At 68.0% G+C, this 19,694-nt stretch carries 16 protein-coding genes and 1 other RNA gene; 13 read left to right on the forward strand and 4 right to left on the reverse strand.

Annotation, left to right across the window (positions count from 1 at the left end; genetic code table 11):
* Nucleotides 1-2 precede the first annotated feature (2 nt).
* Nucleotides 3-3,104 carry a non-ribosomal peptide synthetase gene (locus HUW62_RS08710; RefSeq protein WP_217911213.1) on the reverse strand — a complete coding sequence of 1,034 codons (3,102 nt, stop codon included), beginning with the start codon at nt 3,102-3,104 and terminating at the stop codon, nt 3-5.
* A gap of 331 nt (nt 3,105-3,435) precedes the next feature.
* Between HUW62_RS08710 and HUW62_RS08715 the strand changes: the two genes are divergently transcribed.
* The 10 genes from HUW62_RS08715 to HUW62_RS08760 all read left to right on the forward strand — a co-directional run bounded on the left by HUW62_RS08715 (nt 3,436) and on the right by HUW62_RS08760 (nt 14,118).
* On the forward strand, nt 3,436-5,247 hold the full coding sequence (locus tag HUW62_RS08715) for a hypothetical protein (protein ID WP_176434158.1): 1,812 nt from the start codon (nt 3,436-3,438) through the stop codon (nt 5,245-5,247).
* 193 nt (nt 5,248-5,440) lie between these two features.
* Entirely contained in the window at nt 5,441-6,268 is an 828-nt protein-coding gene (locus tag HUW62_RS08720) for a hypothetical protein (protein WP_176434159.1), read from the forward strand.
* Complete coding sequence (locus HUW62_RS08725) at nt 6,268-7,167, forward strand: M12 family metallo-peptidase (protein ID WP_176434160.1); 900 nt, start codon at nt 6,268-6,270, stop codon at nt 7,165-7,167. The genes HUW62_RS08720 and HUW62_RS08725 overlap by 1 nt, the downstream gene beginning before the upstream one ends.
* A 132-nt stretch (nt 7,168-7,299) precedes the next feature.
* A complete protein-coding gene (locus HUW62_RS08730) occupies nt 7,300-7,674 on the forward strand; it encodes a hypothetical protein (protein ID WP_176434161.1) in 375 nt (124 codons plus the stop codon).
* A gap of 21 nt (nt 7,675-7,695) precedes the next feature.
* Entirely contained in the window at nt 7,696-8,412 is a 717-nt protein-coding gene (locus HUW62_RS08735; protein ID WP_163867420.1) for a DUF5819 family protein, read from the forward strand.
* Nucleotides 8,409-9,326, forward strand: coding sequence for a hypothetical protein (locus tag HUW62_RS08740; protein ID WP_176434162.1), 918 nt, complete (start codon nt 8,409-8,411; stop codon nt 9,324-9,326). The genes HUW62_RS08735 and HUW62_RS08740 overlap by 4 nt, the downstream gene beginning before the upstream one ends.
* 65 nt (nt 9,327-9,391) lie before the next feature.
* On the forward strand, nt 9,392-10,075 hold the full coding sequence (locus HUW62_RS08745; RefSeq protein WP_368670372.1) for an ABC transporter ATP-binding protein: 684 nt from the start codon (nt 9,392-9,394) through the stop codon (nt 10,073-10,075).
* Nucleotides 10,072-11,244, forward strand: a complete 1,173-nt coding sequence (locus tag HUW62_RS08750) for a hypothetical protein (RefSeq protein ID WP_176434164.1) — start codon at nt 10,072-10,074, stop codon at nt 11,242-11,244. The genes HUW62_RS08745 and HUW62_RS08750 overlap by 4 nt, the downstream gene beginning before the upstream one ends.
* Nucleotides 11,241-11,429, forward strand: coding sequence for a hypothetical protein (locus tag HUW62_RS08755; protein WP_163867416.1), 189 nt, complete (start codon nt 11,241-11,243; stop codon nt 11,427-11,429). The genes HUW62_RS08750 and HUW62_RS08755 overlap by 4 nt, the downstream gene beginning before the upstream one ends.
* A 10-nt stretch (nt 11,430-11,439) precedes the next feature.
* Nucleotides 11,440-14,118, forward strand: coding sequence for a carboxypeptidase-like regulatory domain-containing protein (locus HUW62_RS08760; protein ID WP_176434165.1), 2,679 nt, complete (start codon nt 11,440-11,442; stop codon nt 14,116-14,118).
* Between the two features lie 312 nt (nt 14,119-14,430).
* Here HUW62_RS08760 and HUW62_RS08765 read toward each other — a convergent pair whose 3' ends face one another.
* Nucleotides 14,431-14,892, reverse strand: a complete 462-nt coding sequence (locus tag HUW62_RS08765; protein ID WP_176434166.1) for a hypothetical protein — start codon at nt 14,890-14,892, stop codon at nt 14,431-14,433.
* Between the two features lie 60 nt (nt 14,893-14,952).
* On the reverse strand, nt 14,953-15,348 hold the full coding sequence (locus HUW62_RS08770; protein WP_163867413.1) for a hypothetical protein: 396 nt from the start codon (nt 15,346-15,348) through the stop codon (nt 14,953-14,955).
* Between the two features lie 202 nt (nt 15,349-15,550).
* Here HUW62_RS08770 and HUW62_RS08775 point away from each other — a divergent pair, with 202 nt between their 5' ends.
* Nucleotides 15,551-15,952 carry a hypothetical protein gene (locus tag HUW62_RS08775; protein WP_163867412.1) on the forward strand — a complete coding sequence of 134 codons (402 nt, stop codon included), beginning with the start codon at nt 15,551-15,553 and terminating at the stop codon, nt 15,950-15,952.
* Between the two features lie 111 nt (nt 15,953-16,063).
* On the opposite strand, the gene ssrA is transcribed toward HUW62_RS08775, so the two are convergent.
* Nucleotides 16,064-16,429, reverse strand: a transfer-messenger RNA (tmRNA) gene (gene ssrA / locus HUW62_RS08780).
* A 230-nt stretch (nt 16,430-16,659) separates the two neighbouring features.
* Here ssrA and HUW62_RS08785 point away from each other — a divergent pair.
* The gene (locus tag HUW62_RS08785) at nt 16,660-18,021 is read left to right on the forward strand and encodes a pitrilysin family protein (RefSeq protein WP_163867411.1); all 1,362 of its coding nucleotides are present in this window, start codon (nt 16,660-16,662) and stop codon (nt 18,019-18,021) included.
* On the forward strand, nt 18,021-19,631 hold the full coding sequence (locus HUW62_RS08790) for a pitrilysin family protein (RefSeq protein WP_176434167.1): 1,611 nt from the start codon (nt 18,021-18,023) through the stop codon (nt 19,629-19,631). The genes HUW62_RS08785 and HUW62_RS08790 overlap by 1 nt, the downstream gene beginning before the upstream one ends.
* The last annotated feature ends 63 nt before the right edge of the window (nt 19,632-19,694 follow it).

Below are 19,694 nucleotides of genomic sequence, written 5' to 3' on the forward strand. Positions count from 1 at the left end.
CGTCAGCGGGTGGGGAGCAGGCCCTTGCGGCGCCAGTCCTCCAGGTGGAGGGACATCAGCGCGGGGTCCATCTGACGGAACACGAGGCCGAGCTCGGAGATGGCCTCCCTCGCTTTCCGGGTATCGTAGACAGGCTGGCCTTCGTGGAGCTCCCAGCGCGTCGCGCTCCCGCCGTAGACCCGCTCGTAGAGCATGGGCACCAGGGCGCAGAGAGGGTTCTCCGCCGCGCGAGGGTCTCGCATGAGGCGATCCACCCACTCCTCATAGGGGACACGGCTGAGGGGCTGTCCGCACTCCGCGAGGAGGGAGTAGAGCCCGTCCATGTCCATGGAGTCGCGAGGTCCGGGAGGAACCAGGTGATAGGCCTTGCCGACCGCGCCTTCGCGCGAGGCGATTCCTAGCAGGGCGCCGCTGACGAAGTCCACGGTGACCATCTCCTTGCTTTGACGAGGAAGGATGGGACAGCAGCCAATCTGGATGCAGCCGCGGATGAAGCGCGCGACGAAGTCATCCGGATTCCCGATGCCTGTCTCCCCATGGCCCATGACGAAGCCAGGACGGTAGACGTTGACCGCCAGGCCTCTGTCCCGGGCTTCCCACACACGCTTCTCCGCCACCCACTTGCTGGCGGCGTATCCCACGTCATGGCGCAGGCCTTCGAGGTGCCCGTCCAGGCCCTCGTCCTCGCGAAGGACGCGCATGTCATTGAAGTAGCCGGCGGGGCCGAACACGGCGATGGTCGACACGTAGTGCAGCGGTGTCGGTCCGAGTGCGGCCAGCCGCAGCACCTCCGTGGTTCCGTCCACGTTGCCGGCCCGGAGCCCCTCGTAGGACTTCACGAAGTTCACATGCGCGCCGACATGGAAGATGGCCTCGGCTCGCTCGGCGAGTGAGCGGTGTCGCTGGATGTCCATTCCCAGGTTCGGGGCCCCCAGGTCTCCGAACACCGGCTCGATGCGTGGGGCGAAGCGGTCCTCCCACAGCTCGTACTTCTCCAGGGCCTGGCGAATGCGAGCAAGCGCCGTCTCCGAGTCCTTGGCGCGTACGAGGCAGGCCACCTGCGCCTTCGTGGTCCGCAAGAGGTCGCGCAGGACGTAGGCGCCGAGGAAGCCCGTTGCGCCCGTGAGGAAGATGCAACGCATGTCCGTCAAGGGCTTCCCCTTCGTCACGGCCCTCCCTGGAGCGAGGACGATGTCCGCGGGCAGTCGCGCTTCCTCGCGCCAGGCCTCGGGCCCCGAGATGGCGTGGCCTTCGTCCTGGATACCCGCGAGCGCCCGTCGCACCGCTTCGATGAAGTCGCCCAGGGTGCGCGCTTCATGCAGGGCATACGCCGAGAGGCCCACGCCGAACTTCTCGCGCAGCCGCAACACCAGGCGTCCCGTCATCAGGGAGTTCCCCCCCAGCCGAACGAAGTCGTCGCCGGGAGAGGCGGCCTCCACGCCGAGCAGTTCGGCCCAGATGGTGCTCACTCCCGCGACGACGGGGTCCTCCGAGGTCGTCGTGCTCCGCGTGAGCGCGGGTCCGCTTCGCGGCGACACGAGCTTGGGCAGTGCCGAGCGGTCGGTCTTCCCATTCACCGTCACGGGGAGCCGCTCCAGCAGGACGAAGCGAGCGGGCACCATCTGCTTCGACACCCTGGCGTGCATGAAGTCCCGCAGAGCCTCCTCGACGTCCGAGGTGGAGTCCTTGGGGACGACGAAGGCCGCCAGGGACTTCTCACCATCCGGCCGCTCCTGGAGCGTCACCACGGCGTCCCGGAGCAGCCCGCTCTGCAAGAGCGCCTTGGAGACCTCTTCCAGTTCGATGCGGTGGCCGAGAATCTTCACCTGCTGGTCGTTTCGGCCCAGGTATTCCAGCGCGCCATTTTCATCCCACCGCGCCAGGTCTCCCGAGCGGTAGATGCGGAGGGCCTGGCCTTCCTTCAATCCAGACACCGTGGGGAAGCGCTCCCGGGTGAGCTCCGGCTGGTGGAGGTATCCACGTGTGACGCCCTCTCCCGCGAGGCACAGCTCTCCCGGTTGTCCCGGCGCCACGGGGCGCAGGTGCTCGTCGAGCAGGAAGACCTCGGTGTGGGCAACGGGCTTCCCGATGGGAATCGCGCCGCTCAAGGTGTCCTGGAGGCGCACCAGGTGCCCGGTCGAGTAGATGGACACCTCGGTGGGACCGTAGGCGTTGAAGAGTTGCTCCGGAGGCTGGCTCTCGAGCACCACGCGGAAGGTGCGGGCATTGGCGCGCTCCCCGCCCACTATCAACCGACGAAGCCCGCTGAAGGCGTCAGGATAGGCATGGGCCACCAGGTTGAACACGGCGGTCCCGATGCTCAGGATGTCGACGCGCATGTCGCACAGGGCCTCGCGGAGGGCATGGGCATCCAGGAGGGTCGCCTTGGAAATCACCACGACCGTGGCCCCGTTGAGGAGCGCGCCCCAGATTTCGTGCAGCGACATGTCGAACGCCAGGTTCGACGTCTGAGCCACCCGCGCCCCGGGATGGATGCTCAGCATGGAGTTGTCGACCATCAGTCGTCGGATGCCCTTGGCGAGCACCTCGACGCCCTTGGGACGGCCCGTCGTCCCGGAGGTGTACATGACGTAGAGTCGTCGCTCCGGATTGTCGCGGGGCCCGGAGAACGACTCGGGCTCGCGCGCCACGGCGTCCGCGTCACGCTCCAGGCATATCCGCGGGAGGTCCCCCACCGCGCACTTCGTCTCCTCCGTCACCGTCTCGGCGAGGAGCACCTGTGCCCGCGAGTCCTCCATGATGTAGGCGATTCGCTCGCGAGGATACTGAAGGTCCAGCGGCACGCAGGTGGCCCCCAGCTTGATGAGGGCCACGAGGGCCGCGATGGCCTCGATGCCTTGCCGCATGGCCATCGCGACGGGCGTCTCCTCGCCCACGCCTCGCTTGCGCAGCGCATTCGCGAGCTGGTTGGCACGACGGTCCAGGGCGTCATAGGTGATGCGCTTGACGCCCCAGTGGATGGCGATGGCTTCGGGCCGGAGACCGACTTGCGCGTGCCACAAGTCGGCGAGTCCTGCCTGGATGGGATGGCTGACCGCAAGGGTATTGCCCTCGGACCTGGAGTCGATGCGTGTCATTGTCATGGCATTCCCAATGGATGACTGGGGTGGGACGACCGGGCGGGCCATCAATCCGTGAACAATAAAGCATGGGCCGACGAAATTCCCAGGGGTTGTTGTTGATGATTGAAGGAGAGAGCAGTGCGGGGTCATTCTCATCCCCGCAATGTCTGTTCATGCGGGGCGCGTCTGCACGGAGGCGAAGGCCGGGTATCGGCGCGGCGGGCTTCCGCACCGCGCCCCACCTGGGAATGGGCGCGATGTAGCCCCACGGGTCGTCCCCCCTTCCCAGACGTCACGCGGTGGAAGACAGCCCCGCATGTCAGGCTCGGGACCTCAGCGCGAGGAGTGATTCGTGAAGGCCTTCGAGCAGCAGGGCGACGTCTCCAGGGTCGAGCAGGCCACCACCCGCGACGAGCGGACCGACACAGGTGCGCCGGAGTCCCCTTCCACACATCCGCGAGTGGCGGCCTTGCAAGCGATGGGGGCGCGGCTCAATCAGGGCCCCCGCGTGGTGGCGCAGGCGAAGCTGGCGTCGAGCCTGGGGGGACGCTCCCCGACCGCCCCCATCCAGCGTGTCGGAGGCGCGAAGTTTGGACTGGGCGTGGAGGCGGCGGCCCGCGAATCCACGGGGCACCAGCGGCTCCGCGAACTCTATGCTGAATACAAGCAGGAGGTCAGGACTGGAAAGCAGAACGCCCTCACCGCCTTCGGCGGACATGAGGGCGACATCGACGCCCAGACGACCTACAGCCAGGCGCTGGCGAACGCCGAACTCACTCCCGAGGGACTGAAGTCACGTCTCGGCGACGATGAGGCCTTCAGCGTGGAGGGAGACGTCATCTCGTACCAGGGCGCGCCCTTGGCCAACATCCTCAGGGGAGGCGCGGCATATGCGCTCACCACTCCCGCGGCGGGGGGCGTCGCCAACATCTACAAGAAACACACGCTGGAGGGGCTCAGCGCCAAGGACTATGTGCGGGTCCGTGGGAGCATGCTCCGCCGCAAGGCCTGGCGCGGCATCACCCCGCCCGAGCGCAAGGATCTCAAGGAAGGCCGGGCGCTCACGCCCATCAACCGGGGCCACGTCACGGAGGGTCAGCTCGGGTACAACTTCGATGACAGCACGGGAGCACCGACAGAGCGGGTCTGGAACCAGGCCGAGGGCAAGGTGAGCGACCTGGAGTGGCTCAACAACCACGCGCACACGGCACTGCAAGCCATCCCCAACAACCCCAGACTGCTCTCCTTCCTGCAGACCCGCAAAGGCGTGGGCAAGCTGCTGTCGGCCAGGTCCACGCCTGGAGACATCACCTCCAACCATGGCGTGGGTTTCAGCGGATATGGCGAGGTGGAAATCGACCTGGCCCGGGTTCCCGTCGCGAACTTCTTCCACCACTACAAGGACCAGCCCTTCGGTGCGAATGAACTGGCGGGGCTGGTGAGGAGGCGCGAGCCCTCGGGTCCCCTGCAGTGGGAGACCGAACGCGCCAACGAAACGGTCCTCCGCAACCGGGAGCTCGTCCTGAGCGCGATTCCCAATGCCGCTGTGACGGACCTCCGGGAAGCCCCCTCCCGGACTGCCTATGAAGCGGAATTCGACCGCGCCTACATCCCGTACTACCAGGAGACATACAAAGAGGCGGTGAGCGAGGCAACGGGGCTCGAGGAGCCCGCGCCCCGTCCGGCGCACGACGCCATTCCCTATATCCAAGACCACTTCACGCAGATGCAGGCGCGGACGGATGGCGGCTACGTCGCCAGGGAGGCGAGACAGCGCGGTGGCGCGGATGCTCGCCAGCGTGTCGCCTACATCGTCGCTTGGCGGAAGGCCTACGGCAGTGCCTGGAAGCAGGCCTATGAGAATGCGGCCTGGGAAGCGGTCGTAGTGGACGAGGAGGGGAACGCTCCCGAGGTGGAGGTTCCCAAGCCACCCGAGCCGCTGCAGGTTGAAGCCGGGCTCGGCGCTGTCGCCGGACTGGCCGATGGCGGCGCCGCGGGAACACGCGATGGCGAGGAGGCGGCGCGGGCCGGCCCGTCCTCCAGTTCCAGTGAGTCCAAGCAGCAGGATGAGGACGACAGGGATACCGACGCGCCCAAGTCCAAGCCCAACAAGCCGGCCGCGCGGGCTGGGAAGCGCAAGAAGAAGAAGGGCGACCGCACCTGAAAGATGCCCTTGACCGGAAGGACCTCCAGCCAGCGGGACTCGAGTCGGCGTTCCATCAGGACGCGCGGGCGTTTCGTCAGGACGCCGGGCGGCGTCTGCCCTCTGGGCTCCTGTCGACAACGGGCCTGGAGCCGTGGATGGCATGCGCCTTGCCCTGCGACTCACCGCGCCCCCTCTCTTCCCCGAGCCGACCATGTCTGAGTATGCAGGGAGTCGTCGAAGTGCGTCCCTGGATGCGTTGTTCGTCGAGACGCCCAAGTCCACGCTGCTCGAGCCCAGGAAGCAGTTGGAGGTCGGCAGGCCGCTCAAGCAGTCGAGCCCCCAGCAGAAGGCGCTGCTCCACCGCCTGATGGCGATGCACCCCGTCGACCACCTGTTGATGGGCGCCTCCGGGGGCGTCGCGTTCGCGGAGTCGGCCAGCCAGCGTGCGCAGAGCCTGGGCTTCACCAAGCCCGCGGACGTGCTCAACTACCTCGACCTGATGGTCATGTTCGGGCACCGCTTCGACATCGACCCCCAGCTTCCCTGGGTGGGGCCCGCGCTGAGCAAGAAGTCGATGACGGTGCTCTTCGAGAGCGCGCTGTCCTACCTGGGCGTCGTCTCCGGGGACACCGGCAACCTCTACATCAAGGCATTGCTCCGGGCGCGCAAGCTCTCCCCTCACTCGCTCCTGGACAGGGTGGGCATCTCGGAGGGCGAGGCGTCGCGCCTGCTCTCCACCCTCCACCCCGAGAGGAGCCGGGTGATGGACTCCCAGATGCAGTCCCTGTCCACGCTCGCGCAGGCGCTCGTGGCCCAGCACAGCAAGGGCGTGCGTCCTCTCTATCTCGTGCTCATGTTCCTGCTGGGGAGTCACTTCGAGACCGACCCGAGGTATGCGTGGGCTGGCGTGATTCTCCGCGACTCCCAGACCAGTGAGTCCCTGCGCTACAAGAATCTCTACGCGGAAGCCTCATCCAGACTCCGCCTCGCGCTCCAAGCGCGCGGTGGGCTCGAGACGCTCGCCGAGGAGGTGCGCTGATGGGCTGCTGTTTCGGCAGGAGACGAGCGCAGCGCCTGCGTCCCGTCGAGGTGGAGGAGCCGCCCCTCGAGCAGCCGTGGGTGACGGAGGAGTGGGCGACCCGGACGATGTGGACGCTGGCCGAGCGGGGCGAAGCCGATGATGTCTTCGACATCCTGACCGTGTTCACGAGCGACTGCGCATTCATGGAATCGTTCGAGCGCATCGACCAGGACCAGCTCCTGGTGAACATCCACGAATGCATCGGGCAGATGAACGAGGCGTTCCAGCACAGTGGCATCGCCGTGAGAGGGCGCCTGGTGGCCATCGAGCGATTTTCGCCTCCGCCTCCCTTCATCAGCACCGGCATGTACCGGGACGCGTTGCTGGGGGAGCCCGCGAACGGCGAGGAGCGCGTGCGTCGTCGGCAGGAGCCCATCCCGAAGGACATGGATGGCTACTACGGGACCATCCGCGAGACGTGCCTGACGCTCCGGGAGCGCTATCGGCCGCACGTCATCCTCTTCGTCTCGGGGAACATGGGAGACCCCATCAGCGGTGGCATTGGCGTCACGAGGTGGGACGAGTCCATCGTGGTGGTACCGGCCTCCAAGCTCCTGGATGAGCACGCGCCCGCACACGAGATTGGTCACCTTTTCGGGTGTGAGCACAACCGGGAGGCCGTCACGGTGCGCCTGGACGCATCCTGCTACGGCTACATCGCGAACCACTGGCGCACCATCATGGCCTACAACACCACCAATCCCCGCCGCGAAGTCCCCGTCATCGGACGGTTCAGCAATCCCGACGTCATCTACGACGATGGAGAGAATCCGCCGCACGCCACGGGTGACGCGGGCGCGAACAACGCCGCGCAAATCAATACATTTGCTCCGACGATTCTGGGGATTCGCGACTGAGGATGTCGTTCTCCCCCTGGGGAGGTATGGCCGGCGATGAGGCTCCGAACGATGCTTGGGTGACTCCTCAGCTGCTCGTTGAGGGGGAACTCCTTCGGCACAGCGGGTGTGCCGACATCCCGGAGGTATCACTTGAACGTTGCCATCAAGACGATTGCGGTTGTTGGCGTTGTCGGCCTGGGGTTCTCCACCACCACGGTTCGCGCGGAGGCCACCCTGTCTCGGGAGGCGTCCCCGGTGTCGGGCGTCATCCGCGAGGCGAGCTGGACCTGGACGGACTTTGGCGGCCAGGCGATAGGCTGGGCCGCGGGTGGCGCGGCGGGTGGCGCCGTGTCGGCCGCGATGGTCGGCTCTCCGGTGGGCGCCGCGGGTGGTGGAGCGGTCGGCGCGGTGGCCGGTGCGGCGTCCGGCGCGGCGTACTACGCGGGGACCCAGGCTTGGAACTACATGATGGGCGACAGCGCGGAGGCGTTCGCTTCCTTCGTGCCGGCGACAGCGCTGGATTGATTCTCCTGTTTCCACACTGTCATGCTCCGTCTGCTCACTCGCTGTGGTCATGTGCTGGGTCGCGCCACGCGTGTCATCACGCTCGTGGGGCTCGTCCTCCACTTCGCGCTGACGCTCCTGTACGTGTTCCCGCTCAACCCGGTGAAGATGGAGCTCGGATTCCTCGCCAACCTCACCATCGGGACCTACTTCCCGCAGAACTGGAGCCTGTTCGCGCCCACGCCGGTACAGAGCACTCAAGTGCTGCTCGTCCGCTGTCTGAGCGCCGAGGAGGTGCCCGCGGACTCCACGCATCCCTTGCCCACGGAGGGATGGGAGGATGTCTCCTCCGCGCACTTCAAGCAGGCCCAGCGGCACCGGCTGTCTTCCTATGAGAGGCTGGTGCGCCCGCTGCAGAACTCGCTGCGCACGTATCTCAATGGCGGGCCAGACCTGTACTCCTTCCACGAGGCCTGTGAGAAGGGAGACACCGAGGCGTGCAAGGCGAGGGATATCGCCATCAAGCCCCGCCGAGAGCTGGCCGCGCGGATGTTCCGCCGCGTCGGCTCCGTGTTCTGCCGCGAGGCCTTTCCGCTGAGGCGACTGAGCGCCGTCGCCCTCCGCTTCCGCGAGCGTGGCGCGGTGCCCTGGTCGGCCCGCGCGGAGGGAAAACCCAAGGAGCAGGACTTCGAGCTGGGGCTCTTCAAGCTCGATGAGACCGTCTCATTGCCAGGCATCTACGAGGCGCAGGGGACATGAAGACCCTGTCGAGACAGGCCTGGAACTGGCTCGCGCTCGAGCCCCACCAGCGACAGGGGCTGCGGGCGTTGCAGATCTGCCTGGGGCTCATGCTGCTCTTCCGGGCCAGCACGGAGGGCCGCTTCGCCGCCTATCTCTGGGGCCCTCAAGGCCTTGGCGAGGGAACCAGCGGCGACTTCCTGAGCGCGCCGGTGGCGCGCCTCGCGGATGGGATTTTCACCGTGGCCTGGGGACCCGCGGCCCTCGTCGTGCTCATGGGCGCCGCGGCCATCAGCCTCGTTTTCGGCGGGTCCACGCGACTCGCGACGGCGGTCGCGCTCCTGTCCTCCCTGTTCCTCGCGGCGCGGCTGCCAGAGCTGGGGGATGGGGGAGACAACGTGGCCCGTCTGGTGTTGACGTACATGGTGTTCGCCCTGCCAGCAAACAAGGTCCACCGGAGTGGTTCCTTGGAGGTCTGGCTTCACAACATCGCCATCCTCGCCATCGGGCTCCAGATTGGCGTGCTCTATCTGACAGCGGGCTTCCTGAAGGCGACGGGAGACAAGTGGAGCAATGGCACCGCCATGTACCTCGTGAGCCAGGTGGAGTGGTTCTCGCACCCGTCGATGCGCCAGCTCTTCCACAATCCCTATCTGACGACGGTCGCCAGCTACACCACGCTCTTCTATCAACTGTGGTTTCCCATCGCAGTCCTGACGCGGCTGCGGCTGCCCTTCCTGGCCGTCGGCCTGTTCCTGCACCTGGGTATCGCGGGCTTCATGGGCCTCGTCTGCTTCTCGCTGGCGATGATTGGCCTGGAGCTGTTCCTGATTACAGACGAGGAATATGCGCGGTGGGCCAGTTGGCGAGCGCGGCTCTGGCGAGCTTCGCGAGCGAGGCTTCGGGCCTTCGTACCCGCGACGGAGGAGTCCTGATGCCAGGCGTGGAGCTCAGTGGAGTGTCGTTTCGTCATGGGCGAGGGCCGACCGTATTGGACCAGGTGTCACTGGAGGCGCGCCCCGGAGAGGTGCTGGGTTTGCTCGGAGCCAATGGCGCTGGGAAGACCACGCTCTTCCGCGTCGTGGCGGGCCTGTTGAAGCCTCGGACAGGTCAGGTGCGCGTCGCTGGCGTCGACGTCGCCACGAACCCGGGCGAGGCCAGCCGGCGGCTGGGCTTCGTTCCGGACGAACCCCTGCTCTACCCGCGTCTGAGCGCGCTGGAGAACCTCAACCAGTTCGGCGTGCTGTGGGGAGTGCCCGCCGCGCAGGCCCGTCCCCGGGCCGAGGCCCTGCTGCGAGAGACGGGCCTGTGGGAGGAGCGCGATGCCTGGGTGGAGGGCTACTCGCGCGGGATGCGTCAGAAGCTCTCTCTCTGTTGCGCGCTCCTGCACCGGCCAGCCGTCCTCGTGCTGGACGAGCCCTTCAACGGGCTCGACCTGGGGGCGAGCCTGTGGCTGCGGGCGTTGCTCCGAGCGCGGGCCGAGGCGGGTGACTGCATCCTGCTGAGCCACCACCAACCCGAGGTGCTCGACGCGCTGGTGGATCGGCTCGCGGTGCTGCGTCGCGGCCGGGTGATGGACCTGGTCGACCGCGTGGAGGTGGCACGACAAGGCGGCACGGCCAGGCTCTACCAGCGCGTCTGCGGTGACGAGACGCGCCGCGCGGTTCGGGAAGGAGTCCCATGAACTGGGCCCTGGCGGCCGGTTGGGAGGCCCGGCATGCGCTGCGCCAGTTCGTCCCCTGGCGTTGGACCCGGTGGTTGCTGGCCCTTCTCGGGCTGGCGCTCGGGGTGGGGCTGTCCGTGTTCGTCCTCTTCCTCGCGCCTCCGTCTCCGCGAAGGCTCGAGGTGGGCGTGGTGGGCGGCTTCGTGGGCTTCAACCTGCTGCTGGCGACAGGCGCGGCCGGCGTGGCCCTGTCCCGGTTGATGGGCAGGCCACAGGGCCCCTGGTTGCTGGCGCTATCGCCGGTGGGTGCGCGGGATGCACTGCGAATCGCGCTGACGCCCACCCTGCTCGCCGCGCTGTGCCCCCTGACTTGCGCAGGCCTGCCCTTCGCACTGTTGGCTTCGCGCGCGGCGCCGTGGGTGGCCGTCAGCATGCTCGTGGCGGGTGCTTGCGCGCTGGGGTGGGCCCTGTGGGCCTCGGTCGTCCTGGCGACATTCCTGGGGCGGAGGCTCGGGAAGGAGCGGGGCGCCCGCGTCCTGGGGGTGCTCTCCGGCTGGCTGGCGTTCGTGGCCATGATGGCGTTTGGAGCCTTGGTCCGGATGGAGTTGGGGACGCCCGCGCTGGTGCTGTTCCTCGTCCTGACGCCCCCGCTGCTGCCACCGCTGTGGGAGCGCGCCCTGCTCGGATTCATGGAGATGCTCCGCGGGACGGAGACGCTCCGACGCGCGCCCGAGCCCAGGTGGGGACGCGGGGGCTGGGGGCGACTCGCGCGGCGCTCGCCATGGGCGCCCGCGCTGCTGGCGCTGGTTCCCGCCACGGTGGTGGGGTTCGGCAGGCCCGAGTTGCACGGGACGCTTTGCGCGCTGCTGGTGGTCGCGGGCGTCACCGCGGTGATGGACCGCGTCCTCGCACCGGAGCTGGCGCTTCCGGACCGGCTGCGTCTGGCTCCCCGGGGGTCCCTCCTCCGCGCGCGACTGCTGAGTTCGTGGGGCGTGGCGGCGCTCGCCCCCGCGCTGGTCGTCTGTGTCGCGGTGGGCTGGGGGCGTTGGTACTGGCTCGCGGCCATGACGGGGGCGGGAGTCCTGGTCCCGTTCACCTACCTCATCCTCAACCGAGGCCCCCGTATGGCGGGCCAACTGGGGTTGCTCGTCATGGCGCTCACGGCGTCCTTGCTCTGGGGAAGAGGATGAACTGTCTGCGTTGCAACGTCCGCATGACGCCCGCGTCCATGGGGTTGCTCCGGCTGCGTGTCACCCCGCCGGGTCGCTCCCGGATGCGCAAGGGCGTGGAGACGTCCGTCCACGTGTGTCCGCGCTGTGGCCACGTCGAGCTCACGGTGAGCACCCCTCAGTCCTTCGTCGTCCCCGAGGAGTGACGTGCGCAGGATGACAAGCATCGCCGTCGCGGTGTGCGTCGCGGCGCTCGCGGGACTCGTGCTGAGCCATCAGCAGGGCCCGGCGCCCGCACCGCCCATGGCAGGGCAGGCGGCGGCCCGGCCCGCCCCGGCCTCGACCTCCCGGCCCTCTCCCGTTCGCGAGGCCCCTCCCCTCCTGCGACTGGAGAGCCAGGAGCCCCATGGCCCATCGCGGATGGAGGGGCAGGTGATTGACGCCGCGCGACTGCCCGTCGAAGGAGCACAGGTGAGCTTGGGAACCGTCCCGCTTCGCACCGTGCTCACGGAGCGCGATGGCACCTTCTCCTTCGAGCGGCTCCAGCCCCGGAGCTACACGCTCCAGGCGCGGCGAGGAGCGCTGGCAGCGGAGCCCGTGGAGGTCCGGCTCTCGCCTACCTCGGAGCCCGTCATCCTGGTCCTCCGTCCCACGGTTCCCGTGGAGGTGTCGGTGCTGGACGCCCGGGAGCGCCACCCCTTGGAGGGCGCGCGGGTGGAGGTCGAAGGCCAGGAGGGCGTCGCGGTGATGACGGGTTCCGACGGAAAGGCGCTGCTCCAGGGGCTCGCCGCCGGACGCCACGTCATCCGGGCCTCGGTCGAGGGACATGCCCCCGAGCGCGCGACGGTGCTCCATACGCCCCAGGCCGCGAGCGTGAGCCGGGTGACGCTGCTCCTCCGGGTCGGAGCGCCCGTCCTGGGAGAGGTCGTGGATTCCGAAGGAAGACCTGTCCTCGGAGCGAGTGTGCGCGCGCTGCGGACCGGCAGTGCCCTGCCCGAGTCGGAGAACATCGTGGAGGAGGTCCTCACCACCTCGGAGGGAGTCTGGAGGATGAGGGCACTGCCCGAGGGCACCTTCCGCTTCATGGCGACCCATGCCCGGTTCGCACCATCCTTGTCGGAGCAGGTGACACTGGAGGGGCTCGCATCGCCACCGTCCGTCCGCATCGTGCTGCGGCCTGGCGCGGTGCTTTTCGGGCAGGTGGTGGAACGCTCGGGTGCACCGGCTCGGTTCGCGAGAATCCAGGCACGCCAGGGCGGGGCGGGCGGCCTTCCTGGCACACGGCATGGCACCTTCGCGGATGCCAGTGGCCGCTTCGAGTTGAGGGGGCTACCGCACACCCGCTTCCGAGTGGATGCCCAGGGCGAGCGCGCCTCGTCACTCGCCCAGGACGTCGACCTGGGCTCGGGAGCAGCGGAGGTGACGCTGCGGCTGGAGGCGGAGGGGAGCATCGCGGGCGTCGTCGCGGCGTCGGACGGTGCACCGGTCGCGAGCGCCCAGGTCGTCGCCGTTCCCGAGGACCGGGCCGCGCTGGGTGCGCTGGCGGAGTCCCACAGCGGCCGGTACGCCTCGGATGTCAGTGACGGAAGCGGCCGCTTCCGACTGACGGGCCTGGCACCGGGACGCTACCGCCTGCGCGCCTCCGTTCACCATTCCGTGCAGTCCTCGTCGTTCTGGCTGGCGACAGGCGTCATGGCCGAGGTGGGAGACGAGGACGTGCGCATCCTCCTCGAGTCGCCGGGAGCGCTGCGTGGACGGGTGGAGCTCTCGGACGGAGAGGTGCCCGAGTCCTTCTCGGTGGCGCTCACCTTGTCGCAGCCCACGGCGTTCCAGGGAACACAGGGGGCCTTCGTGCTCGCGGACGTGCCCCCTGGCCACTACACGTTGACCTTCCTGGCGCGAGGGTCCGCGCCGCGCACGATGGAGGGCGTGGAGGTCGGGGCTGGCGCGGACAAGGGTGTGGGCCTCGTGGTGCTGGAGGCGGGGCGGAGGCTCCGCGGTGTCGTGCGCGACGCGGAGGGCGTTCCGGTCCCCGGCGCGGAGGTTCTCGCGGGCCCCCAACTGCTCGGCGATGGCAGCCAGGCGGGTCCGGCGCCCCTGCGGAGCGTCAGCGATGCGAGTGGACACTTCGCCCTCACGGGGGGCGGTGAGGAGGCGTTGACCGTGGTGGCCGAGCATTCCACGCGGGGGCGCTCATCGCCCCTCGTCGTTGCGGCGGGCGCGGCCTCCGACGCGCTCGAGCTGACGCTCCGGCCGCTCGCGGGACTGGAGGGGACGGTGACGAGACAAGGGCACCCCGTGGGGAACGTGGCGGTGGTGGCCGCCCCGCGTGGCAGCAGTACGGGCCGCTTCATGGTGATGACCCAGGCGGATGGTCGCTATCGCTTTGCTCGCCTGTCCCAGGGGCAATACGTCGTGACGGCGGCGCTCCGCGAGGGTGCGACGGAACAACTGCTCCAGAGTGTGCTGGCCCAGGTCGAAGAGCGCGGAGCGCCACGGGACATCCAGGTGGCGCTGGGAGGACATGCGCTGTCCATCCAAGTGTTGGAAGCCGACGGCCAACCCCTCCAGAACGCCCAGGTCTACCTCGGCACGGGGCCGCTGGGAGCAGTCACCCTGGAGCAGCTCGAAGCAGTCCTGGCGGCCCGTGGCGAAGGTCAGACCCGCATCCTGCTGCTGATGAAGGGGCAGCCGCTGACCGTGACGGCTCTGGCCCCCGGGGCCTATACGTTGTGCGTCGTCCCGGTGAGGGGAAACCTGGATGACCCGACCTGGGCCCAGCGCGTGCGTGACGGCGCGAGCCAACTCCCCGTGTCCTGCGAACCCGTGGAGATAGGCGCGACTGGCACGCCACGGCCGGTGGTTCATCGGCTGCCGCCCGTGCCGAGTCACTGAGCGGAGCCCCCATCAGCCACGGCTTCCATCGGCGGTGCAATCACAGCCACCAGCCGACCACGAGACAGGCACATCCAGCGTCATCGGCTGAGCAAGTTCTTGAAGGCATCGAAGCGGAAGCATTGAAACGCCCCGCTCACCATCCGCGAAACCACTGGGCCGAGAACGGGCCCGACGCCTACGCAATGACAACACCCGTACCAACTGACAGGGAGCGCGGGTGCGGTTCGAGCCGGAGTGGATCTTCGTGATGCGGAAGGAGTACTCAGCGGAGAGCAGGACCCGCCGGGTGCGCTGGGATGTCGCGCGAACTCAGAAGGGCGCACCCCCGGTCCGCACATCGAGCGCCTGACTGTTGATCGTGGTGAAGAACCGACGCATGGCCTCGCCGCGCTGGTCCGGCGTCATGTCGACGAGCGCGGCGCGGAAGGCCTGGCCATCCTCTTTCGTCCAGCGCCGGACCTGGAGCGCGGCGTCGATGAGCTGCTGTCCCTCCTGGACGGCCGCGAGGCTCCGAGGGGACGGCTCCGTGCCCATGGAGGGCGCGCTGGGGGCCGGGGTGGAGGACGCCTTGGATGGGGGCTCCACATCACGGTGCGCGTCCGGCGGAGCGGCGGTCCGCGCCAGGAGCGTGTCGAGCACCGCGCGCTGGCTCGCGAGTTCCTGAAGGACCCGCTCATTCGCATCTGGGGCGCTCTGCCGTCCGGCGAGGAACGCGGTGGCGGAGGTGCCCAGGAGGAGGAGCGCGAGGATTGGTTTTGACGGAGGTGGCATCGGTGGAGGCTGCGCGCGGGGATGCGCGCGATGGACGCGCGCATCCCCGAGGTCTTCAGACTACGGCTGCTTGGGCGCGCCGAGCGACGCGTTCGTCACACTGAGGGACGTGCAGCCGGAAAACGCGTCCCAGGTGAAGGTGATGTAGGAATCACCATTGATGGACTGCGCTGTCGCCAGCAGGTCCGCATTGGTCGAGGAACATCCCACGTAATTGCTGGAGGTATCCATCGCGAAGCAGGCGACGGTGGGGGCGCTCCCCACGTACGTGGTGATGCCGCAGCCAATGAACTGCTGGGTGTCCGCGGTGTTTCGAGCGTCGCCCAGAGAGCCGGATGCGGTCCTCGCGACCGTGTTGACGAGGACGGTATTGGTGTTCTTGGCGCCTGCCCAGGCCACCGTCCCGATGAGGGCTGAGATGGCGATTCCCACGAACTTCGCGGTGTGCTTCGTCATGGATGTCTCTCCTGGAGGAAACGAGATGTCTCTCCATGCCGGGAAATGACACATACACCCAGTGAAGGCAAACTTTAGAGACACGGGGTTTCGTGAGACACCCCGGGTCTGGATTGCATCGCCTGGGTCCGCGATACGGGCTCGACTGGGATTGAGATTGCATTAAGGTGGCGTCTGTTCCACTCACCCGACGAGGCCACTCATGAAGCACTCTCTTGCTGTGACGGCGGTGTTGCTCAGCCTCTCTCTCCTGGGCTGTGGCGGTCCGGTTTCCGAGCCCACGATGGAGCCCGAGGCGGTGTCCGAGAACGGCGAGTCCTCGACGGTCTCCCAGTTTGGGACGTGCACGGCGCAGTGTTCGGGAGGCCAGAGTGTTTCCTGTTCGGGCACCACCTGTTCCCAGACGGACTACCAGGGCGTGACGTGCGACGGTGTGTTCACCGCCTGCCCGGCGCCTCCGGCGTGCACGGGCTACCCCTCGTGCAGCGCGCTCGTGGGCAAGCGTTGCTTCATCGAAGGCGAGCCGCAGACCTGCTGCGCCGGCACGTCCACCTCCGAGCTCTACTGCGTGTATTCCAACGGCAGACTCATCTTCGTGTACTGACGAGCGTCCAGGTCCTCGGACCTGAGTGACGCCGGAAGGACACACCGCGGGCCCATGAAGCGCGAGGCCCCAAGAAAAAGCCCAGCAACCTCACGGCTGCTGGGCTTCTCACTGTGGAGGCGGAGGGAATCGAACCCTCGTCCGAAAGCCTTCGGTTCTTCGACCCTACGTGCGTAGTCCGCGATTTGCTACGTCCTCAAGACTCCCACGGACGGGATTCCTGAAGCCGGTCCTGGAAAGGTCTCGCCACCTCGGGCCCAGGCACCCTTGGCAGCCAGCCCGCATTATGACGGTCGATCCCAACCCCACGGGCCGAGAGCTGGGGGACCGCACGCTAACAGCTGTTTTTAGGCAGCCAGCGCGAGCTCAACGTTGTCGTTGGCTTTTGTGTCTTTGCCGGGTTGGATTTACGAGCTACCTGACAAGCTCGGCACGCGTCTCGAACTTCTATGCCCCCGTCGAAACCGGGTCGCCCCCGGGGTGTTGACTGACTGCTTGCTGCACTTGCGGTCACCGCTTCGACCGCGTCTTCCTCACATTAACCGCTGACGGCCGCGCGTCAATCCTCCTGAGCGTCCACCACCGCACCTTCTCGCACGAAGGCGGACACTCGGCCTGGAAGTCGCTTCCCCTCCTGCTTCACCGGCGTAGGGTCGCCTCCCCGCTCGGTCAGCCCTCGCGCTCCCCAGCGGCCACGAGGACCCCGAATGAGACGACTGCTTCCCCTCCTCCTGCTCGTACTGGGCACCGCGCTCCCCGCGCTGGCGCAGAAGAGCGCCGCCACCCAGACGTTCCCGTACACCCTCCAGACGGACAAGCTCCCCAACGGCCTCACCGTGGTGCGGGTGCCCTACCCGTCGAAGGGAATCATCGCGTACGTCACCGTGGTGCGCGTCGGCTCGCGCAACGAAGTGGAGGCCGGCAAGACGGGCTTCGCCCACTTCTTCGAGCACATGATGTTCAAGGGGACGAAGCGTCACCCCGAAGGCGAACGCGAGCGCATCCTCGGTACGTTCGGCTTCGACGACAACGCCTTCACCACCGACGACATCACCCTCTACTACTCGTACGGGCCGACGGCGGGACTGCCCCAGCTCATCGACATCGAGGCGGACCGCTTCCGCAACCTCGAGTACTCCGAGCCGTCCTTCCGCACCGAGGCGCTCGCGGTGCTCGGCGAGTACCACAAGAACGCCGCGGCCCCGTACCTCAAGATGGAAGAGGCGCTCAACGCCACCGCCTTCACCAGGCACACGTACCGCCACACCACGCTCGGCTTCTACGACGACGTCAAGGCCATGCCGGAGGCCTACCAGTACAGCCGCGACTTCTTCGAGCGCTGGTACACCCCCGACAACGCCATGCTCTTCATCGTCGGCGACTTCGATGACGCGCAGGTGATGAAGCTCGTCCGCGAGCACTACGGCCCGTGGAACCGCAAGACGTCCACCATCACCGTCCCCACCGAGCCTCCGCAGACGCAGCCGCGCACCGTCCACGTCGACTGGCCCCAGCCCACGCAGCCGCGCCAGGTGCTCGCGTGGCACACGCCCGCCGCGTCCGCCAACACCGCCGACTCCGCGCTCCAGACGGTGCTCGTGGCCTACCTCGTCGGCCCCACCAGCCCCGCCTACAAGCAGCTCGTCCTCGACAAGCAGCTCGTCGAGGCCATCGGCAGCGACTACTCCGAGCACCGCGACCCGCACCTGTTCACCCTCACCGCCACCCTCAAGGACGAGAAGGACCGCGAGCGCGTGCGACTGGCCCTGCTCAAGGAGGTCAGCAACCTGGCGGCCGGCAAGGTCGACGCCGCCCGCGTCAAGGCCATCCAGGACAACGCGCGCTATGGCGCCCTGATGGGCCTCCAGACGCCGCGCGAGGTCGGCATCCAGCTCGGCTGGTACGCCGGCATCCTCGGCACTCCGGATGGGCTTCAGCGACAGCTCGCGAACCTGGCCAAGGTGACGCCCGCGCAGCTCTCCGACTTCACCAAGCGCTACCTCAAGGCCACCAACCTCACCCAGCTCAGCCTCACCCCCAAGGTCGACGCCGCCGGAGGGACGAAGTGATGAACACCAAGGCCCTGCTGTCCCTCACCGCCCTCCTCTCCGTCGCCGGCTGCGCCTCCACGCCGAAGCCCGCGCCCGAGACGACGCCTCCTCCCGCGACGGAGACTCCGGCCACGCCTCCCGCCGCCGAGAAGACCCCGGCGCCGCCGAAGGACGTTCCCGCCGTCCCCTTGAAGCAACCCGAGCCGATGGAGCTGGTGGTCCTCGCCCGCCCTGACACGCCCATCGTCACCTTCAGGCTCGTCTTCCACACGGGCTCCATCGATGACCCGAAGGGCAAGGAAGGCCTCACCGCGCTCACCGCCTCGCTGATGGCCGAGGGCGGCACGCAGAAGCTCACCTCCGCGCAGCTGCTGGAGGCGCTCTTCCCCATGGCCGCCGAGCTGGAGGTCTCCACGGACAAGGAGTTCACCACCTTCGCCGGCCGCGTCCACAAGGACTTCCTGCCGCGCTACCTGGACCTCTTCACCGACGTGCTGCTCGCGCCCCGCCTGGACACGTCCGAGCTGGAGCGCCTGCGAGCCAACGCCGTCAGCGACGTGGAGAACGGCCTGCGCAGCGCCAATGACGAGGGGCTCGGCAAGGTCGCGCTCGATGCGCTCATCTACGAGGGACACCCCTACGCGCACTACACCGGCGGCACCGTGCAGGGCCTCAAGTCCATCACCCTGGACGACGTGAAGGCCCACGCCCAGCGCGTCTTCACGCAGGACCGGCTCGTGGTCGGCCTGGCCGGCGCGGTGGACGACGCGCTCAAGCAGTCACTGCTCTCGCGCCTGGGCACCCTGCCCGCCACCGGCGCGCCTCGCGTGACGCTGCCCACGCTGCCCACGACCTCGGGCCGCACCGTCATCATCCAGAAGCAGACGCTCTCCACCGCCGTCAGCATGGGCTACGTCAACCCGGTGCGCCGAGGTGACGCGGACTTCTTCCCGCTGGCCTTCGCGCTCACGCACCTGGGCGAGCACCGTCAGTCCATCGGCCTGCTCTTCAACGAGCTGCGCGAGAAGCGCGGCCTCAACTATGGCGACTACGCCTACGCCGAGCACTTCATCGAGGACCCGGGCACCACGTACAACCGCACCAACATCGCGCGCACCCAGCAGGACCTCACCCTGTGGATCCGCCCGGTGGAGCCCGCCAACGCGATGTTCGCCACGCGCGGCGCGGTGTACTTCCTGGACCAGCTCGTCAAGGAGCCCATCCCCCAGGAGCGCTTCGACCTGATGCGCGGCTTCCTCCAGGGCTACTCGCGCCTCTGGGAGCAGACGGACCCGCGCCGGCTGGGCTACGCCATCGACTCGCTCTTCTACGGCACGCCTGACTTCCTGGAGCAGTACCGCCAGGCCCTCACGAAGATGACGCCCCAGTCCGTGCAGGAGGTGCTGCGCCGCCGCCTCCACCCCACGGGCCTCAACTTCGCCTTCGTCGCCCAGGACGCGGAAGGCCTCGCCAACGCCCTGCGCGCCGGCCAGCCCTCGCCCATCACCTACGCGTCCGACAAGTCCCAGGAGCTGCTGGACCTGGACAAGGTCATCGTCCCCTTCAAGCTCCCCGTGAGCCCGGACGCCATCACCGTCATTCCCGCGCAGTCCTTCATGGAGAAGTAGCGCAGGGCTGTATTTCGGCCCGAGGGGTGGGTCATTTGTTTCCGCCCCTCGGGACCGGATGGT

This window comes from Myxococcus sp. AM011 (assembly GCF_013372595.1).
GTDB lineage: Bacteria > Myxococcota > Myxococcia > Myxococcales > Myxococcaceae > Myxococcus > Myxococcus eversor.

Excerpts from the sequence above, each read along its gene's own strand:
- HUW62_RS08710 (WP_217911213.1), bottom strand. The coding sequence starts at position 3,104 with ATGACAATGACACGCATCGACTCCAGGTCCGAGGGCAATACCCTTGCG.
- HUW62_RS08720 (WP_176434159.1), top strand. The coding sequence starts at position 5,441 with ATGTCTGAGTATGCAGGGAGTCGTCGAAGTGCGTCCCTGGATGCGTTG.
- HUW62_RS08725 (WP_176434160.1), top strand. The coding sequence starts at position 6,268 with ATGGGCTGCTGTTTCGGCAGGAGACGAGCGCAGCGCCTGCGTCCCGTC.
- HUW62_RS08735 (WP_163867420.1), top strand. The coding sequence starts at position 7,696 with ATGCTCCGTCTGCTCACTCGCTGTGGTCATGTGCTGGGTCGCGCCACG.
- HUW62_RS08740 (WP_176434162.1), top strand. The coding sequence starts at position 8,409 with ATGAAGACCCTGTCGAGACAGGCCTGGAACTGGCTCGCGCTCGAGCCC.
- HUW62_RS08750 (WP_176434164.1), top strand. The coding sequence starts at position 10,072 with ATGAACTGGGCCCTGGCGGCCGGTTGGGAGGCCCGGCATGCGCTGCGC.
- HUW62_RS08755 (WP_163867416.1), top strand. The coding sequence starts at position 11,241 with ATGAACTGTCTGCGTTGCAACGTCCGCATGACGCCCGCGTCCATGGGG.
- HUW62_RS08760 (WP_176434165.1), top strand. The coding sequence starts at position 11,440 with ATGACAAGCATCGCCGTCGCGGTGTGCGTCGCGGCGCTCGCGGGACTC.
- HUW62_RS08765 (WP_176434166.1), bottom strand. The coding sequence starts at position 14,892 with ATGCCACCTCCGTCAAAACCAATCCTCGCGCTCCTCCTCCTGGGCACC.
- HUW62_RS08770 (WP_163867413.1), bottom strand. The coding sequence starts at position 15,348 with ATGACGAAGCACACCGCGAAGTTCGTGGGAATCGCCATCTCAGCCCTC.
- HUW62_RS08775 (WP_163867412.1), top strand. The coding sequence starts at position 15,551 with ATGAAGCACTCTCTTGCTGTGACGGCGGTGTTGCTCAGCCTCTCTCTC.
- HUW62_RS08785 (WP_163867411.1), top strand. The coding sequence starts at position 16,660 with ATGAGACGACTGCTTCCCCTCCTCCTGCTCGTACTGGGCACCGCGCTC.
- HUW62_RS08790 (WP_176434167.1), top strand. The coding sequence starts at position 18,021 with ATGAACACCAAGGCCCTGCTGTCCCTCACCGCCCTCCTCTCCGTCGCC.